The following is a 16,891-nucleotide window of genomic DNA, read 5'->3' as shown; positions in this document are numbered from 1 at the left end:
GCGTGCTCGCGCCTCGGGGCTCGACGTACCGCCCAGTACGCCTGCGCCCCTCGTTGCTGCGCTTGCCCCGATCTGACGCACACTCGACGGTTTCGCGACGAACGCTCATGAATCATGCGGGCTAACGGAGGTGCCCCGTGATTCCCGAGTACAAGACCATCCTGTACGCCACCGATCTCTCCCCCAACGCGGCCCAGGCGTTCCGGCACGCGGTGAGCCTAGCCCGTCACTACGACGGGAGGATCCACATCCTCCACGTGCTGCCCGACGTGGACTCGGCGGTCGTCAACTACGTGTCCACCGTGATGGGGGAGGGCCGCCTGGGCGCGTTCGAGGTGGAGCACAAGCGCGAGGTGGTCGAGGAGATCGAGCGCAGGCTCGCCAGGTTCGCCGAGGAAGAACTGCCCGACCATCCGGAGGACCGGGACCGGGTGGCCGGGATCCGGGTGGCCCACGGCGACCCCGCGGCCCAGATCCTGGAGGCGGCCGAGGACGTGGACGCCGACCTCATTGTGATGGGGAGCCACGGCAAGGGCCGGCTGCGGCACGTGTTCCTGGGCACCGTGGCCGAACGGGTGCTCCGGAAGTCCCGCAGGCCCGTGTTCGTGTCGAGGCTGGTGGAATGAGCAGCTCCACCGGCGCGAACCGCACGAAGTCCGCGCTCGCCAGGTAGTAGCGGACGCCGTTCTTCTCGCCGTAGGGGTTCTCGAACCGGTCCCAGCCGGGGCCGTGGAGGTGGCCGAACACGCACAGGTCCACCCGGTGCCGCTCCAGCATTCGCGTGACCGGGGTGTCCTCAAGCCGGGGAGAGGTGGGGGGGAAGTGGAGCAGGGCCACCCGGAGCTCCGCGTGGTCGGGCAACGACCGGAGGCTGCGCTCCAGACGGCCCAGCTCCCGCTGGTAGATGCGCCGGTCCTCCTCCTCGCCCCGGATGCCGTGGAGCCGGGCGTCCTCGCCGGGCAGGTGGCCCATCAGGGGCGAGAAGTCGAGCTCCGGGTCCACCCAGCCCCGGGCGCCGGCGAACCCCACTCCGTCCAGGACCAGACCCTCCCCCTGGATCGCGAACGCCCCCTCGGGCAGCATCCGGCGCACCCGGGACGTGGAGGTCCACCAGTAGTCGTGGTTGCCCTTGACCAAGATCTTGCGGCCGGGCAGCTCCCCCAGCCAGGCCAGGTCGGGCTCGGCCTGGGCGGGCTTCAGGGCCCACGACAGGTCCCCGGGCAGGCACACCACGTCTTCGGAGGCCACCCGTTCGCGCCAGGCGCGGGCGATCCGGCCGGGATGGTCCCGCCAGTGGTCGCCGAACACGTCCATGGGCTTCGGCTTTCCGAACGAAAGGTGTAGGTCCGCGATGGCCCAGATCCGCATGCGCACTCCTCCCGGGGCGATCGAAGACCCCCTTTATACGGATTTCGGACGCGCGGCGCGACTCCTGCCCGGCGGATATGAGGCGGCGGTCCGCCGCGTGCCGGTGGCCGGCCGCACGATCCGCCTGTTCCAGCCGGCCGATCCCAACGCCCTGGCCGACCGGGTGGGCCCCCGGGCGTTCGAGGAGGACGAGCGGTTCCCGTACTGGGCCGAGCTGTGGGCCTCGGGGGTGGCCCTGGCCGAGTTCCTGCTGGCCACCAACCGGGTGAAGCCCGGGGTGGGGGCGGTGGAGCTCGGCTGCGGCCTGGGGCTCGTGGGCACGGCCGCGGCCCTGGCCGGGGCCCGGGTGGTGTTCACCGACTACGACCCCGACGCCCTGGGGTTCGCCCGGGCCAACCACGCCCTGAACCTGGGCAGACCGGGCGAGGTCCGGACCGTGGACTGGCGCGAGCCCCCCGAGGACCTCACCGCGCCGCTCGTGCTCGCGGCCGACGTGCTCTACGAGCACCGGTTCCTGGACCCGTTTCTCCAGACCCTGAAGGCGGTGCTCGCCCCGGGGGGCCTCGCCTTCGTGGCCGAGCCGGGCCGGAAGATCGCCGAGGGCACGGTGGAACGTCTGGAGCGGGAGGGGTTCCGGAGGGAGCTACACCTGGTGGAGATCGGGTGGCAGGGGGCGAGCCACGGGGTGTGGGTGCATGAAATAGGCCGGGAGGTTAAGAGGCTGGGAGGCTAGGAGGCTGGGAGGCTGGGAAGCTGGAACGCTCGCTCCCGGCTCCCCTTTCCGTCCCTCGGGTCCTCAGGTCCCTTGCGCCGCCCCACGAGAACTCTCGGTTTGGACGCAACTCGGTATCAGTGGGAGGTGGGAAGGCCAGCGGGCATCCGGTCTTGGGTCCCCACCGGGGGAATCAGGTCGCCCGGCCGGGAGCCGCGCACGGGCAGGCGCACCGTGATCCGGGCCCCGCCCTCGGGACGGTTCGCCGCCTCGATGGTCCCGCCGTGGTCGGCCACGATGCCCTGGCACTCCGACAACCCCAGGCCCGCGCCCTGGCCTACCTCCCGGGTGGTGAAGAAGGGGTCAAACACCCGAGGGAGCGCCTCGGGCGGGAACCCCGGGCCCGTGTCCTCGACCCGCACCTCCACATGGTCGGACTCGGAGTCGTGCCGGCCGCGGATCCAGACCTCCCCGCACTTGCCCACGGCCCGCAGGGCGTTGTCCAGCAGGGCGGCGAGCAGCGACTCCAGCCGGTCGGCCTGCCCCATCACCCGGGGCAGCCCCCCCGGGGGGCAGTCCCGCACCACCCGCACGCCCTCGGGAACGCTCACCCCCGAGAGCACCCGGGCGCACACCCCCCCCAGGTCCACCGGCTCCCTCCCCCCGGGCCGGAGCCGGGCGAACTCCTGCAGCCGCCGCAGGATCCCCGCGGCCCGGTGGGCCTGCTCGTTGATGATCTCGAGCTTCCGGCGCAGCCCGGGGTCCTCACAGGTCAACAACGCCACCTCGGCCGCGCCCGCGATGGCCGAGAGGGGGTTGTTGAGCTCGTGGGCCGCACCGGCCACCAGCCGCACCAGGGAGAAGGTCTTCTCGGCCCGGGCCGCCTGGGCCCAGGCCCGCCGGATCGGCGAGAGGTCCACAGCCACGCACACCCGGTTTCCGTCGCCCACGGGGTACACCGCGAACCGATGGTCCGGGCCCAGGCACCGCGCGATCCCCTCCCCCCCGTCCGGGGTGGCGGCCAGGCACGCGTCGCAGTCGGGCACCCCGAACACCTCCCCGCACGGCCGGCCCACGATCTCTGAGAACGGCCGGCCGGCCCTCCGGGCCACGGCCCGGTTGGCCCGCAGCACGAGTCCTGCGGGATCCACCACCCAGATCAGCTCCCCCACCGCATCGAAGGTGGCCTCCCACACGCGCTTGCCCTCGGCCACCTGGGTGAACAGCCGCTCCAGGTCCCGGTAGGCCCGCACGTGCTCGGCCACCGAGCGCACGGTCAGGAGCACCCATCGCCGCTCGCCGGAGGCCTCCACGGGGCTCAGGAGCACGTCGTGGACCAGGTACGAGCCGTCCGGCTCGCGCAGCGGCAGGAGCTCCGGGTGGAGCAGGGCCGACAGGAACCGGTATCCGCCCGTTCCCGCCACCTCCTCGAGCTCGGGCTCGTGGCCCTCGAAGAAGGTCGGCACCACCTCGGCGAGGGGCCGGCCCAGCGCGGCCCCGGTCTCGATGCCCGAGGCCCGGGCGATCCACGCGTTCCACGCCCGGACCCGAAGCTCGGAGTCCAGGAGCACCAGGCCCACCCCGGCGCCCTCCACGATCAGGCGCGCGGTGTGCTCACCGGTGGGGTCGGGTCTCACGGCGTGCCCTCCAGCAGGGCAAGGATCTTGTCGATCGAGGGGGCCCGCAGGCTCATCTCCTCCCGCATGGACGCCATCTCCTCCCGCAGCACCCGCAGCTGCCGGGCCGCCTCGGACAGGGCGAACTCCCGCAGGGCCAGGGCCGTGACGTCGTACACCAGGAGCGCGGCGCCCTCGATCTCGCTCCCCGTTCGCAGGGGCAGGCTCTTGACCTCCTGGTACCGAGGGGCGTCGTCGTCGGCCAGGGGCCCCTGGGGGCGGAACAACGCCCGGTGGAACGCGTGGCTGAACGTGGCCGGCACCCCCTGCTCCACCACGCTCCGCAGCCGGTCCAGCGTGCCGCCCTCCGACAAATGGGGGAACCTCTCCCCGAGAAACCGCCCTTCCACCGCCTCGGCCGGAAGCCCCGTGGTGCGGGCCATCCAGGGGTTCCAGTAGGTCACCGTCAGTGCCGGGTCCACGAGCACGATGCCGGCGTCCAGGTGCTCCACCACCTGCTCCCACAGTTCGGCCCGGCCCCTCATGTCGCCCAGCTCCCCACGGTGGCGGTCAGCAGCCGGTCCACGGCCGAGGCCAGCGCCCGGGCCGAGTCCACCCCCACCACGATGGCCAGGTACCCGTCCACGGCCCGGCTCTTCACCCGGAACCGGCTCTCCACCAACAGGCAGATCCGGTCCGGGTCGTCGCCGCGGCCGTCCCCCCGAAGCATGGGCCGGAGGCTCTGCACGGCCACGTGGGGCACGAGGAACGAGAACCGGGTCTTCAGGAGGTTCGCCAGGCTACCAAGGCAGGCGTTGATCACGATGTTTCCCACCTCCATCAGCGCTGCCTGCTCCAGCTCGGAGAACCGCGCCAGGGCCATGGGCCGGCCCACCAGCAGTTCCAGGAGGTTGCGGGCGCTCGGCAAGGGCAGGAACAGGATGGCGTCGCCCGCCACCTCCCCCTCGAACACCTGGAGCACGCTGCACACCTCCTGGTCCGCCACCTCACCTAGGTGCTCGTCGAGCTGGGCCAGGGACAGGACCTCGACCCGGGGCACCTCCAGCAGGATCCGGTCGCCGGTGAGCCGGGACAGGCTCGCCGCGGCCCGGCCCATACCCAGGTTCACCACCTCGGTCAGGACGTCCTTCTGGCGCGCCGAGAACTCAACCATGGCCCTGGGCTCCCCGCGCCTCGAGATGGCGCCGCAGGTGGTCCGCCAGGGCCTCGGCCGCGTCGCCCACCAAAGGCTTGGTCACGAACCCATCCACCCCCAGCTCGTCCATGGCCGCGCGGGTGGCGTCCTGCACGTCGGCCGTGAGCACCACCACCTTGCCGCGGAACCCGGCCTCCCGGGCCTGGCGAAGCACCTCGTCGCCGTGCATGCCGGGCAGGACCAGATCGAGCACCACCAGGTCCGGCGGGTCCACGGTCATCGCCTCCAGGGCCCCCACCCCGTCTGCGGCCTCGCGGACCTCCAGGGCCGGGACCCCGATCCCCTCCACCACCTGGCGGGCCAGGGCCCGGGCCCAGGCGGAGTCGTCCACGATCAGAACCCTCGGCATGGTTTGGCTCCTTGTGGATGAATGGGTCCTTGCGCCCCGAACTCGCTTCTCACCCGTGGTTTCCGCCCCGCCTCACCTCCCGGGCCAGCAGCTGGCCCAGGGCCCGGCGGGTGGGGGGCTTGCGCAGGAACGGCACCTCGGGCCCGAGGTCCTCGGGCTCGGCAAACCCGCTCAACAACACCACCGGAAGGGTACGGTTTCGGTCCCGAAGGGCCCGTAACAGCTCTAATCCCCCCATGTGAGGCATGGAGACGTCGCTGAGCACCAGGTCGATCCCCCCCGCCTCCACCCGTTCGATCGCCTCTCGGCCGTCGGCCGCGGTCTCCACCCGGTACCCCAGGCTCTCGACGAGGGCCGCCGTGATCTCGCACACGGCCGGATCGTCGTCCACCACCAGCACCCGCTCGCCCCTGCCCCGTGGGACCACCTCGGCTTCGCTCTTGAGGGTAGACGGGCGGGCAGTCCGCAGCGGCAGAAACACACGCACCGTGGTGCCACGGCCCGGCTCGCTCTCCAAATCCACACGGCCGCCGTGCTGGTTCACGATGCCGGCCACCTGCGCGAGGCCCAGCCCGGTTCCCCGCCCCGTCTCCTTGGTGGTGAAGAACGGCTCGAACACCCGCTCCCGGACCTCGGGGGGGATGCCGGCGCCCGTGTCGCTCACCGCGATCTCGGCCCAGCCCGGCCCCCGGCCGGAGGAAAGCGTGCGCAGGCTCAGGGTGAGGGTGCCGCCCCGGGGCATGGCGTCGCGGGCGTTCAGCGCCAGGTTCATGAGCACCTGCTGGATCTCCACCGCCGACCCCACCACCCTCACGTCGGTGCCGTCCAGGCGGGTGACCACCCGGATCTCGTCGGGCAGGGTGCGCTCCAGCATCTTGGCCGTCTCTTTGACCAGGGGAACCAGGTTCAGGGGCACCTTCTCCGAGCCGGTACCCCGGCTGAAGTCGAGCACCTGCCGCACCAGGTCGGCGGCCCGGAACCCCACCCGCACCAGGTCGTCGAGCCGGGCCCGGGCCTTCTCGGACAATCCCTTCTCCTGGGAGGCCAGCTCGGCGTACCCGGTGATGGCCAGCAATAGGTTGTTGAAGTCGTGGGCGATGCCGGCGGCCAGCTGCCCCACCGCGGCCAGGCGGTTCTGGTGGGCGGCCTGCTCCCGGAGCCGGCGTTCCTCGGTCACGTCGCGGAGCACCAGGGCCCACAGCACCCCCTGGGAACCGGTCTCGATCGGGTGGGTGCTCAGCACGTACCACCGGCTGTGGTCGGGGGAGCGCAGCTCCACCTCGGACCCGTCCGGGGTCAGGAGCTCGGCCAACAGCCGCCCCCCCACCTGCCGGACCTCACCGTGCGGGTCGGCGCCCAGGGCCTCGAGGGCCTCGCGGCCGGCCCGGTTCGAGGTCAGCACCCGGCCGGGGCCCGTGGCCAGCACCAGGCCCACGGGCACGGCGTCCATCAGGTTCTGCAGCCGGCGGTGGGCCGCCTCGGCCGCCTCCACGGCCTCCTTGTAGGCCGTGATATCCTGGACCACCGCAATCCGGACCCTCTTCCCCATCCAGTCGAACGGCCCCACCCGCAGGCTCCCCCAGAACACGCTGCCGTCCTTGCGGAGCCCCCGTGCCTCGTACTCGCCCACGAACCCGGCCTGGATCCGGCCTCGGACCATGTCCCGGTCCTCCGGGGCGATCAGGTCCAGGGGGTTGAGGGCCAGGAGCTCCTCCCGGCTGTATCCGAGTGCCTCCTCCGCCGCCCTATTCGCATCGAGGATCCGTTGACCGTCGTGCACGAAGATGGCTTCGCGGGCCGCGTCGGCCAGGCTGCGGTACCGGGCCTCGCTGCGCTCCAGGCTCTGGCGCGCGGAAACCCGCTCGTCGATGCACCGGGTCGCGCCCTCGATGTAGAGCAGCCGGCCCTTCTCGTCCCGCACGGCCCGGGCGTTCACCGACACCCAGCTCGGCCGGCCGTCGGCCCGCCGGATCCGCACCGTCCAGTCGCGCACCTCGTCTCGGGCCTCGAGCTCGGCCTCGAACCGCTCCCGATCGGACGGGTCCAGGTAGAAGTCGTCCACCCGCCTTCCGAGGAGCTCCTCGCGGCTGAAGCACCCCAGGATCTCGGCCATGGCCGGGTTCAGGTCCAGGAAGGTGCCGTCGGGCCGGCGTTGGAACAGGCCGATCGGGACCCGCTCGAAAAGCTCCTGGTACCGCTGCTCGGCCCGCACCCGGCCCACCCGGTCCGCCCGGGCCGACAAGGCCCGGCGGGCCGCGCCGGCCACCCGGTCGATGCACACCACGTGGGCGCAGGGGGCCACGAAGTCCGCCTGGGCCCGGTGGACCTCGCAGGCCGAGTCGAAGGCCTTGGGGCAGAGGAGAAAGATCGGCAGGTCCGGGGTGACGTCCTGCAGGGCCAGGACGAACCGCTCCACCGACCGGCAGTCGTTGTCCGGGGCCACCAGCAGCACCGCGTCCCAGGCTTTGGGGTCGAAGTCCGCGCCCGGCCGGGCGTCCGCTCCGCACGCTCCGACCACCAGGTCCGGATCGGACCGCCCCAGCTCGTCGGCTGCCCTGCGGGCTCGGGGCTCGAGCCCCCACACGAGGATGCGGGTCGGGTTCATCGGAGCGTTTCCCCCTCCTACCGCACGGCATTTATGGTGAAAGGTATCGGCAGGCCGCCCCGGAGAGTTGAGCGTCGACGGGGTAGCCCCCTACCCCAGGTTCTCCCGGTACCAGGCGATCGCCTCCGCGAGGCCCCGCCGCACGTCGTAGGCAGGCTCGTACCCCAGAAGCTCCCGAGCCCGGGAGATGTCGGCCAGGCTGTGCTTCACGTCCCCCGGCCTCGGCGGCCCGTATCGCGGCTCGAGGTCACAGCCCAGCAGCCCCGCGATCTCCCGGTACAGATCGTTGAGGCTGATCCTCTCGCCGTAGGCCACGTTGTACACCTTTCCGCAGGCCTCCCGCGACGCCTCGCAGGCCCGCAGGTTGGCCTGGACCACGTCGGCGATGTAGGTGAAATCGCGGGTCTGCTCGCCGTCGCCGTAGATCTCGGGCGGCTCCCCCTTGAGCAGCGCCGACACGAACTTGGGAATCACGGCGGCGTAGGTGCTGAACGGGTCCTGGCGCTTGCCGAACACGTTGAAGTACCGCAGGCTCACGGTCTCGAGCCCGTAGAGCTCGAAGAACAGCCGGCAGTACTCCTCGCCCGCCAGCTTGGTCAGCGCGTAGGGGCTCAAGGGCTGGGGCACCATGTCCTCCACCTTGGGGAGGGTGGGGGTGTCGCCGTAAGCCGACGAGCTCGCCGCGAACACGAACCGGCGCACGCCGGCCTCCCGGGCCGCCACCAGGAGGTTCAGGGTGCCGGTCACGTTGCACTCGTTGGACAGGCCCGGGTCCTCGATGCTGCGGGGCACCGAGCCCAGGGCCGCCTCGTGGAGCACGAACTCCACCCCCTCGCAGGCCCTCCGGCAGGCCGTGGGGTCCCGCACGTCGCCCTCGACGAACTCCAGGCCGTCCAGGCCCCGAAGGTTCTCCGGCTTCCCGGTCAGGAAGTTGTCGAGCCCCCGCACCCGGTGGCCTTGGGCGAGCAGGGCCTCGGCCAGGTTCGACCCGATGAAGCCGGCCACGCCGGTGACCAGAAACGTTGCCATGGGATCTCCTCGGTTTCTGTGCTGCCGGAAGCAGCCGAAAGGGACATCAGGGACAAAAGAGACGGAAGGGGCGCGCGGGCCCACCCGCTACAGCGACCAGTAGTACAGCCCCACGGCCTCGGCCTCGATCCGATCGTAGCGCATCTTCACGTCGGCCAGCACGCCGCGGCCGTTCTCCCGGTAGAACCCCTTGAGGCGCTCCAGGGTGAGGTCCCGGTAGGCGTCGTGGCCCACCGCGGCCACGATGCCGTCCACCGGGCCGGCCTCGTCCAGGCCCACCGGCCGCAGTCCGAACTCCCGCTCGGCCTCGGCCGGATCGGCCAGGGGGTCGTGGGCCACCACCTCGACGCCGTACTCCTGGAGCTCGCGGATCACGTCCTTCACCCGGGAGTTGCGCAGGTCGGACACGTTCTCCTTGAACGTGAGCCCCAGCACCAGGACCCGGCTACCTTGCACCACCTTTCCGCACCGGATCAGGCCCTTCACCGTGTTCTCGGCCACGTACTTGCCCATGCCGTCGTTGATGGCCCGGCCCGCCAGGATCACCTGGGGCTTGTACCCCAGCTCCTCGGCCTTGTACGTGAGGTAGTACGGATCCACGCCGATGCAGTGCCCCCCCACCAGCCCCGGCGTGAACCGGAGGAAGTTCCACTTGGTGCCGGCCGCCTCCAGCACGGCCCGGGTGTCGATGCCCATGCGGTTGAAGATCACCGACAGCTCGTTCATGAGCGCGATGTTCAGGTCGCGCTGGGTGTTCTCGATGACCTTGGCCGCCTCGGCCGTCCGGATGGTGGGCGCCCGGTGGACCCCGGCCTCCACCACCAGCTCGTACACCCGGGCGACCACCTCCAGGGTGTCGGCGTCCTGCCCGGCCACCACCTTGACGATCCGCTCCAGGGTGTGCTCCTTGTCCCCCGGGTTGATCCGCTCGGGCGAGTACCCCACCCGGAAGTCCGTGCCGCACCTCAGCCCCGACTCGCGCTCGAGCACCGGCACGCACACCTCCTCGGTGACCCCGGGATACACGGTGGACTCGTACACCACCACCGCACCGGGCGTGAGGTTCTGGCCGATGGCCCGGCTGGCCGCCACGATCGGCCCCAGGTCCGGCTTCTTGTGCCGGTCGATGGGCGTGGGCACGGCCACCACGATGAACGACGCCCTCCGGAGGTCCCCCGGGTTGGTGGTGTAGTCGATCCGGGTCGATGCCAGCTCGTCCGGCCCCAGCTCGCCGGTGGGGTCTGCGCCGTTTCGCAGCGACTCCACCTTGGACTGGCTCACGTCGAACCCCACCACCGGCACCTTGCGCCCGAACGCCACGGCCAGGGGGAGCCCCACGTACCCCAGCCCCACCACGGCCAGCGTTGCATCGCCGGCCCGCAGCCGCTCCGGAATCGTCGAAAAGTCGTGCGACATAGAAGTTCCTTTCCGTAACTGCGGTCGTTAGTCGTTGGTCGCCGGTGGAAACGACATGACACGAGGCCTTCCGGCCGGGGAACGTGACCAGGAGGTCGCTCCTACGCGGGGCGGCCCCTCGCCCATCCAAGCTTTGACAGCAGCCTCCCGGCCTTCCTAGCCTACCTCACCTGTTTCTCGGCCCGGAGGGCCGCCTCGACCTCCGGCCACAGGTCCTGGCCCTCGGTGTTCAGGTACTCGCGGACCCGGTCCACCCGGACCGGGTCTCCGTAGCGCGACACGAGCACCGCGGCCCGCACCCGGGCCTGCCGGGGGAGGCCGGCCGACACGGCCCCCTCCACCGCGTCCCAGGCCTCGTCGGTGTCGCACAGGGCCAGGCCCTCGACCGCATGGAGGGCGGCCCGCTCGCCCCGGCCCGCCTCCAGGGCATCCAACAGCGCCTTGCAGCCCGCCTCCCCCAGCTTGGCCAGGGCCCGCGCCGCGAGCCACCCCACCCGGGGGTCGTCGAGGACCCCGGCCAGGTCCGGCGCGGCCGCCGGGTCCCCGATCTCGCCGAGCACCCAGCACGCGGCAGCCTTGCGGCCCGGGTTGTCGGCACGCAGCTCCTCCTCCAGGAACGGAACCACCGCCGTGCCCAGGCGCTGGAGGATCTGGAACCGAAGGCTCATGGTGGGGTCGTTGGGGCTCGCGGAGAAGAACAGCTCGGGCTTCTCCGCCCCCACCCGCTCCAGGGCCAGGCCGGCGAACCACCTCAGGTCCTCGTCGCGCAGGGCCTGGAGCAGGGGTTCCACGGCCCGGGCCGTGCCCACGGCCACCAGCCCCGCCACGGCCGCGATCCGCACGGCCCGCACGGGATGGTCGAGCAGCTCGATCATCACCTTCTCGGCGCGGGGGTCGCCGATGTCGCGCAGGACGTTGAGCGCCCGCACCTTGACGGCGGGCGGCCCGGTGCGGCACAGCTCCACCAGGCGCTCCACCGCGGTCTTCCCGAACCGCACCAGCGCCGCCCGGGCCGTTTCGGCGACCTGCTCGTCGTCGTCGCCCAGCCTGTCCGCGAGGGCGTCCGCCACCCACGCGGCGTCGTCCAGGTTCTCCGCCAGCTTGCCCAGGGAGAACGCCGCGTTCTTGCGGACCCGCGGGTCCTCGTCGGCCAAGGCCCCCACCAGGGGGTCCACGGCCCTCAGATCCCCCAGGCCGCCGAGCAGGTAGGCCGCTTCCTCCCGCACCCGGGGGTCGGGGCTCTGGAGGGCCTGGATCACGGGCTCGGCGTTGTCCCGGCCGTACCGGAGCAGGGCCTCCACGATCATGCCGGAGAGCCCCTTGTCCTCCCGGACCAGCCGGCCCAGGACGGCCTCCACCGCCCGGGGGCCCCCGATCTGCAGCAGCGCGGTGACCGCGTACCGCCGCACGTCGTCCCGGGGGTCGTCCAGGTACCGGATCAGGGTGGGCACGGCGCGGCGATCCTGGATCTCTCCGAGGAGGTAGATGCAGTCGATGGTGGTGGGCTCGTCCGCCTCCTCGAGGATCTCGATCAGGGGCGTCACGGCCTCGGCCCCCATCCGGACCAGGGTGGCCCCGATGAGCCAGTTGTTGCGGGTGCGCCGCATCTCCGACACCAGCCGGGGCACGGCCCGGGGGCCCATCTGGTACAGCAGCTCCATGGCCTCGAGCGCGGCCGGGATGTCCTCGCCCTCGAGCACCCCGATCAACGCCTCGAGGCGGCCGTCCTCGGTGGGCGCGGCCACGGCCCGGCGGACGGCCTCGGACCCCTGGGTGCGGCCCCGGGGCAGGGTGCGCATGGCGGCGCCGGCGCTCCACGCCGTACACAAGACGAGGCCCAGGGCAAACCACTTTCGCCCCGGGCCTCGGCAGACGAACCTCCACCCCATGGAACCGACTCCCCTGCCCCCCTCTCGGGCTGCGGCTAGGGTTTGCAGGCGGGATCGGTCAACAGCTCGTCGAGCACGAACGGCACCTCGCTGATGCCGTCGGCGTAGTCCCCCACGTGGGCGTACCGGATCACCCCCTGGCAGTCGATGATCACCTTGAGGGGGATCGGCCCGGACAACCCGTAGATCTTGGTGGCCACCTCGAACTCCGTGTCCATGAGCATGGGGTAGGTCAGCTTGTACTTCTCGCGCAGGGTGCGGATCTTCTGCCGATCCTTCTTGTCCCCGCGGCTCAGGGTGATGGCCAGGAGCTGGTAGCCCTTGTCTTTGTATTGGCGGTACTCCTGCTCCAGGCGGGGCATCTCGCCCTTGCAGATGTCGCACCACGTGGCCCAGAACTCCAACATGATCACCTTGCGGCCCAGAAACTGGTCCAGGGAGACCGGCTTTCCGGTCGCGAAGTCCTCCAGGGTGAAGTTGGGGGCCTTGTCGCCGATCTGGAGCCGCATGGCGGTTTCCTGGGCGCGGGCCAAGCCGGCCCAGGCCACGACCAGAGCCGCCCCCACCATGATCGCTTTCTTCCCCGCCGAAAACGACATCTCGTTCCTCCCTCCGGTGCCGGGCTTTCGTCTTTCTACCGACCGCGTCAGTGGTCGAGCTCCAGGGGCCGCCGCCACCGCTCCACGGTGCGGCGAGCCCACTCCTGGCCCCGGTCGCCGTGGCACTTGGGGCAGGTCCGCTCGATCCGGCGATCATAGCAGTTGTCGGGGTGCACAAGAAAGTACCCGTAGGAGTGCACGTCCCGCTTCGCCTGTTCCTGGGCCATCAGGTCCTTGGTCTGCTGGACGTGGCAGTCGAAGCACACCAGCTTCGCCGTGTCGGGGTGGTGGGTGTGCTCGGCGTAGCGGTCCTTGAACTCGTGGCAGCCGAAGCAAAACGACATGGCCCCCTCCACCTCCTTCCGGGGCTTCTTGTCGGCGCCGTAGATGCCGCACACGTCGCAGCGCACCTTGTTCTTCCCGCTGCGCTCCTCCTTCCACTTGGCGAAGTTGCGCAGGATGGCCTGGGAGTTCGTCTCGTCGGGCTGTTTGTCGAGGGGCACGTAGTACCGGCCCAGGTCCTCGCCCGGCCGGAACCCCACCGGGAAGTAGTAGGTTCCGGACGGGTCGCGGCCGCGCACGTGGCACGCCGCGCAGACCATCTCACTCCGGTCCTCGGGCAGCTTGCCCGGGTGCACGATCGGCCCCTCGCCCCCGGCCTCGGCGTGGGCCCGGCCCGGCCCATGGCAGGCCTCGCACCCGATCCGGTGCTCGGCCACGGCCCCGGTGGCCGGGTCGAACCCGGTCACGTGGCAGCCCTTGCAGAACTTCCCGTAGGGCTTCTTCCGCCACGACCACACGTTGTAGGGGCGCCACTGCTGGGACTGGATGCTCCAGAGCTTGGGCAGCACGAAGTAGTCGTCCCCGATCTTCTTCATGTACCGCTGGTCCCAGTGACCGCCGATCACGTAGTCCACGTCGTCCTTGGTGAACCCCAGGTTGGGCACCGAGAAGTCGCCCAGGATCACGTCGGGGTTCTTCCGGGCGTCCTGGACCACCGTGGCGTGGAACGTCTCCTTCCACCCCTCGTACTTGTCGGCGTGGCACTCCCCGCACCGGGCGCTGCCCACGTACCCCGCGAGATCCACCGCACCCGCCGGCCCGGCGACCAGCAGGAACATCAACCCCCAAACGAGACGCCTCATCCGCTCTCCCTCAAGATCGCCCGCACCTCTTCCTCGAACCGCGGGGCCATCGCACGCTTGAACCCGGTGTGCACCGCCCGCACCACGCCGCGCCGGTCGATCACCACGGTCACCGGAATCAACCACTTCGTGTAGTGTTGGGAGATCGCCAGGTCGGGATCCACCAGGATCGGGTACGGGGGGGCCAGGTTCCGTTCCGCCATGGCGCGGGACAGGGCCTCCGCCGCGGTGCGGTCGGTATTGACCCCGAGCACCTGGAGGCCCTCGGGGCCGTAGCGCTCCTGGAGCCCCGCCAGGAACGGCATCTCCTCGAGGCACGGGCTGCACCGGATGCCCCAGAACTGGAGGATCACCACCTTCCGGCCCACCAGGTCCGAGAGCCGGACCTCCTTGCCCCCGAGGTCCCGCCCCACGAAGTCGATGTACCCCTTGCCCACGGCCACGTGTCCGTCGGCCGGGGGTGGGGGGGCCGGTACCTGCACCGCCGGACCCTCCACCCCCATCCCGGCGCATCCAGCCCCCAGAAGGAGCAGGAGGAGCGGCGCCACCGCAGCGATCCGGAGCCCCGCCGCCATGGACGGCTACTCCGCCAGCAGGGCCCGGAGGGTCTTTTCGTAGGTGGCCTCGTCCCCGGCCTCGTACCCTTCGTGCCGGAACCGGATCACCCCCTTCTTGTCGATCATCACGTTCAGGGGGGCGCCCATCAGGCCGTAGGCATCGATCACGCCGAACTCCGGATCCGGCGTCACCGGAAAGGTGATCCCGGCGGCCTTGAGGTCCTCACGGCTCTCCAGCTGTCGCCGGATGAACGAGGCGTCCACCCCGTCGGCGTTCACGGCCAGAAGCACCAGCCCCTGGCCCCGGTACTTCTGCCAGAGCTTCTGGAGCTCGGGCAGCTCCCGGATGCACGGCCCGCACCGCAACCCCCAGAAGTTGAGCCACACCACCTTGCCCCTCAGGTCGGCCAGCCGGTACGGATTGCCGTCCAGGTCGGACAGGTCGAAGGCGGGGGCCGGCTTGCCCACCCACTCGTCCGCCTCCTCGCCCGCCTGGACGGCCGCCGCCGCGAAGAGCACCAGTCCCACCACGACCCAGGCCCATCTGCGCACCTGCCTCATTGGCAACTCCCCTTTCCGGAAAAGTGACGAAGCGCACGAATTGTAGGGGTCCCCCTCAGCCCCCGTCAACGAGGTACGCGTCGGGGGAAACTTGGAAGCCCCCCTCATACCAAAGGATACCCAGCCGAGGGCGGGGCAAGGGACCTGCGGTTCAGGAGCCAGAGTTCAGGGGACAGAAGCCAGAAAAAGGGCAAAGGCACTGTGGCCAAGGCGACGTCGCGGGACCCACGGCCCGTCCACTGACGTCTGTCCTCTGACCCCTGATTCCCATGCCCCCCTAGCTTTGGCGCGGTTCGAGAGCCGCCCGGCCGCCTAGCTGGCCGAAGGCCCCAGACCGACGACCGTTGACCGCAGACCGCCGACCAACGACCAACGACCAACGACCAACGACCGGAGTTACATGGAAACGGGTGCGGGCGGGAGGGCTGTAAGCCGGGTTCTGTACCCCTTTCGGGGCGGCGACCATTCCTCTGGGACCCGGGTCTCCCCGGGCCTCCAGCGGCCTACCCGGGAGCTTGGGGCGGGCCACCCTCGTTGCGCTCCCCTATTTGGCCTTGCTCCGGGTGGGGTTTACCGAGCCGGCCCGGTTGCCCGGACCGCTGGTGAGCTCTTACCTCACCGTTTCACCCTTACCCGGTCCCCAGCACGGCTGAGGGCCGGGCGGTCTGTTCTCTGTGGCACTTTCCTTCGGGTTGCCCCGACTGGACGTTATCCAGCACCCTGCCCTGTGGAGCCCGGACTTTCCTCCCCGGGGGCCGTGCCCCGGGGCGGCCGCCCGCCCTCTCGCTGCCGCACCCGTCTTCTTTCGGCGGGAAATCGAACGGACTTGAATGTTGACCCGGCGGTTCGTTGGGCGCCCTCTTCCCCCGATCGGAGGGGCAAGGGACCTGCCGGAGAGCCGGGCGCGGCCCCTTGGATCGCCGCGCAGCGCCTCCGGCGTTCGGACCCCGAGAATGCCCCCATGTTCGTCGCCGAGGTAATAGATACCCGAGCTTCGGTTCCGCGGTTACCGAAGCCTCACCCCGCCTCGGGCGTTTCCCGCGGGGGCACCAGGATCCGGTGGCAGTTGGGGCATTGGAGCACCCGCGTGCGCCGGATGATCTCGATGTACATCTGGGGAGGAATCCGCATGTAGCAGGCCGTGCACGCCTCGTCACGGGCCTCGACCACCGCGAGCCCCCCCCGCCGCGAGCGGATGAGGCGGTACCGGTCCACCACGTCCTGGGGCAGGTCGCCGAGGATCCTCTGCTCCTCGGCCCGGTGCCCGGCCATGGCCTGCTCGGTCTCCTCCATCACCGAGTTGAGACGCTGCTCCGCCTCCGCCAGGGCGCCTTCGAGATCCCGCACCCGGGTCTCGATCCGCTCCATGTCCACCCGCACGGCCTCGAGCTCCTCCACGTCCCGCTCCAGGGCCTGCTCTTCCTGGGCCACGGTCTGCTTCGCGGAGCTCATCTCGGCCAGCACCGCCTGGTACTCGCGGCTCGTCTTGACATCGCCCATCCGCGACTTGATCCGCTGGATCCGCTCCTTGCCGTCCTTGATCGCCAGCTCCCGCTTGCGGCGCTCGATGTCGAGGGCGTGGGCCCGCTCGCGGTAGGCGTCGAGGTTCTGCTGGGTCTCCCGCAGGTCCTCCTCGGCCCGGGCCCGGGCCTCCTCCGCCTCCTTGCGGCGGGCGGTCAGCCGGTCGATCTCGTCCGCCACCTGCTGCAGCCGTTCCAATAGCGTCAACACGTCCTGCTGTCCGGTCTCCAACGTCGCCTCCTTCTGGTTCTTTGGGACTGCGGCCCGGCTGCCTGCCGGGCCCTCGGAGAAAACCGCAGAGAAACCGG

16 protein-coding genes and 1 other RNA gene are annotated in these 16,891 nt (G+C 71.0%); 2 read left to right on the top strand and 15 right to left on the bottom strand.

Annotation, left to right across the window (positions count from 1 at the left end):
- Positions 1-137 precede the first annotated feature (137 nt).
- Positions 138-626 (top strand): universal stress protein, encoded by a 489-nt coding sequence (locus DEFCA_RS21195; RefSeq protein WP_084318628.1) that lies wholly within the window; start codon positions 138-140, stop codon positions 624-626.
- On the opposite strand, the gene DEFCA_RS0101695 is transcribed toward DEFCA_RS21195, so the two are convergent.
- On the bottom strand, positions 508-1,368 hold the full coding sequence (locus tag DEFCA_RS0101695) for a metallophosphoesterase (protein ID WP_025321319.1): 861 nt from the start codon (positions 1,366-1,368) through the stop codon (positions 508-510). The genes DEFCA_RS21195 and DEFCA_RS0101695 overlap by 119 nt on opposite strands.
- Between DEFCA_RS0101695 and DEFCA_RS0101690 the strand changes: the two genes are divergently transcribed.
- Entirely contained in the window at positions 1,352-2,101 is a 750-nt protein-coding gene (locus DEFCA_RS0101690; RefSeq protein ID WP_025321318.1) for a class I SAM-dependent methyltransferase, read from the top strand. The genes DEFCA_RS0101695 and DEFCA_RS0101690 overlap by 17 nt on opposite strands.
- 116 nt (positions 2,102-2,217) lie before the next feature.
- Here the strand turns inward: DEFCA_RS0101690 and DEFCA_RS23930 are convergent, their stop codons facing one another.
- The 14 genes from DEFCA_RS23930 to DEFCA_RS0101620 all read right to left on the bottom strand — a co-directional run bounded on the left by DEFCA_RS23930 (position 2,218) and on the right by DEFCA_RS0101620 (position 16,814).
- Entirely contained in the window at positions 2,218-3,717 is a 1,500-nt protein-coding gene (locus DEFCA_RS23930) for a PAS domain-containing sensor histidine kinase (RefSeq protein WP_025321317.1), read from the bottom strand.
- On the bottom strand, positions 3,714-4,241 hold the full coding sequence (locus DEFCA_RS0101680; RefSeq protein ID WP_025321316.1) for a PAS domain-containing protein: 528 nt from the start codon (positions 4,239-4,241) through the stop codon (positions 3,714-3,716). Before DEFCA_RS0101680 ends, DEFCA_RS23930 begins: the two co-directional genes overlap by 4 nt.
- Positions 4,238-4,870, bottom strand: coding sequence for a chemotaxis protein CheC (locus DEFCA_RS0101675; RefSeq protein WP_025321315.1), 633 nt, complete (start codon positions 4,868-4,870; stop codon positions 4,238-4,240). The genes DEFCA_RS0101680 and DEFCA_RS0101675 overlap by 4 nt, the downstream gene beginning before the upstream one ends.
- On the bottom strand, positions 4,863-5,261 hold the full coding sequence (locus DEFCA_RS0101670) for a response regulator (protein ID WP_025321314.1): 399 nt from the start codon (positions 5,259-5,261) through the stop codon (positions 4,863-4,865). Before DEFCA_RS0101670 ends, DEFCA_RS0101675 begins: the two co-directional genes overlap by 8 nt.
- 49 nt (positions 5,262-5,310) lie before the next feature.
- Positions 5,311-7,866, bottom strand: coding sequence for a PAS domain-containing hybrid sensor histidine kinase/response regulator (locus DEFCA_RS20135; RefSeq protein WP_025321313.1), 2,556 nt, complete (start codon positions 7,864-7,866; stop codon positions 5,311-5,313).
- A gap of 90 nt (positions 7,867-7,956) precedes the next feature.
- A complete protein-coding gene (locus DEFCA_RS0101660; RefSeq protein WP_025321312.1) occupies positions 7,957-8,895 on the bottom strand; it encodes an SDR family oxidoreductase in 939 nt (312 codons plus the stop codon).
- 87 nt (positions 8,896-8,982) lie between these two features.
- Entirely contained in the window at positions 8,983-10,311 is a 1,329-nt protein-coding gene (locus DEFCA_RS0101655) for a nucleotide sugar dehydrogenase (RefSeq protein WP_025321311.1), read from the bottom strand.
- Positions 10,312-10,472: 161 nt separating this feature from the next.
- Positions 10,473-12,200 (bottom strand): HEAT repeat domain-containing protein, encoded by a 1,728-nt coding sequence (locus DEFCA_RS0101650; protein WP_084318623.1) that lies wholly within the window; start codon positions 12,198-12,200, stop codon positions 10,473-10,475.
- Between the two features lie 35 nt (positions 12,201-12,235).
- Entirely contained in the window at positions 12,236-12,799 is a 564-nt protein-coding gene (locus DEFCA_RS0101645) for a peroxiredoxin family protein (RefSeq protein WP_025321309.1), read from the bottom strand.
- 47 nt (positions 12,800-12,846) lie between these two features.
- The gene (locus DEFCA_RS20130) at positions 12,847-13,944 is read right to left on the bottom strand and encodes a multiheme c-type cytochrome (RefSeq protein WP_169709403.1); all 1,098 of its coding nucleotides are present in this window, start codon (positions 13,942-13,944) and stop codon (positions 12,847-12,849) included.
- Positions 13,941-14,519, bottom strand: a complete 579-nt coding sequence (locus DEFCA_RS0101630) for a TlpA disulfide reductase family protein (RefSeq protein WP_025321308.1) — start codon at positions 14,517-14,519, stop codon at positions 13,941-13,943. The genes DEFCA_RS20130 and DEFCA_RS0101630 overlap by 4 nt, the downstream gene beginning before the upstream one ends.
- Before the next feature lie 6 nt (positions 14,520-14,525).
- Positions 14,526-15,062 (bottom strand): peroxiredoxin family protein, encoded by a 537-nt coding sequence (locus DEFCA_RS0101625; RefSeq protein WP_025321307.1) that lies wholly within the window; start codon positions 15,060-15,062, stop codon positions 14,526-14,528.
- Positions 15,063-15,474: 412 nt separating this feature from the next.
- Positions 15,475-15,849, bottom strand: an RNA gene (gene rnpB / locus DEFCA_RS21165) — RNase P RNA component class A.
- A 230-nt stretch (positions 15,850-16,079) separates the two neighbouring features.
- On the bottom strand, positions 16,080-16,814 hold the full coding sequence (locus DEFCA_RS0101620; protein WP_025321306.1) for a zinc ribbon domain-containing protein: 735 nt from the start codon (positions 16,812-16,814) through the stop codon (positions 16,080-16,082).
- Positions 16,815-16,891: the final 77 nt, after the last annotated feature.

Source organism: Deferrisoma camini S3R1 (assembly GCF_000526155.1).
In the GTDB taxonomy this organism is placed as follows: Bacteria; Desulfobacterota; Deferrisomatia; order Deferrisomatales; family Deferrisomataceae; genus Deferrisoma; species Deferrisoma camini.
This window is presented reverse-complemented; position numbering and strand designations above follow the sequence as displayed.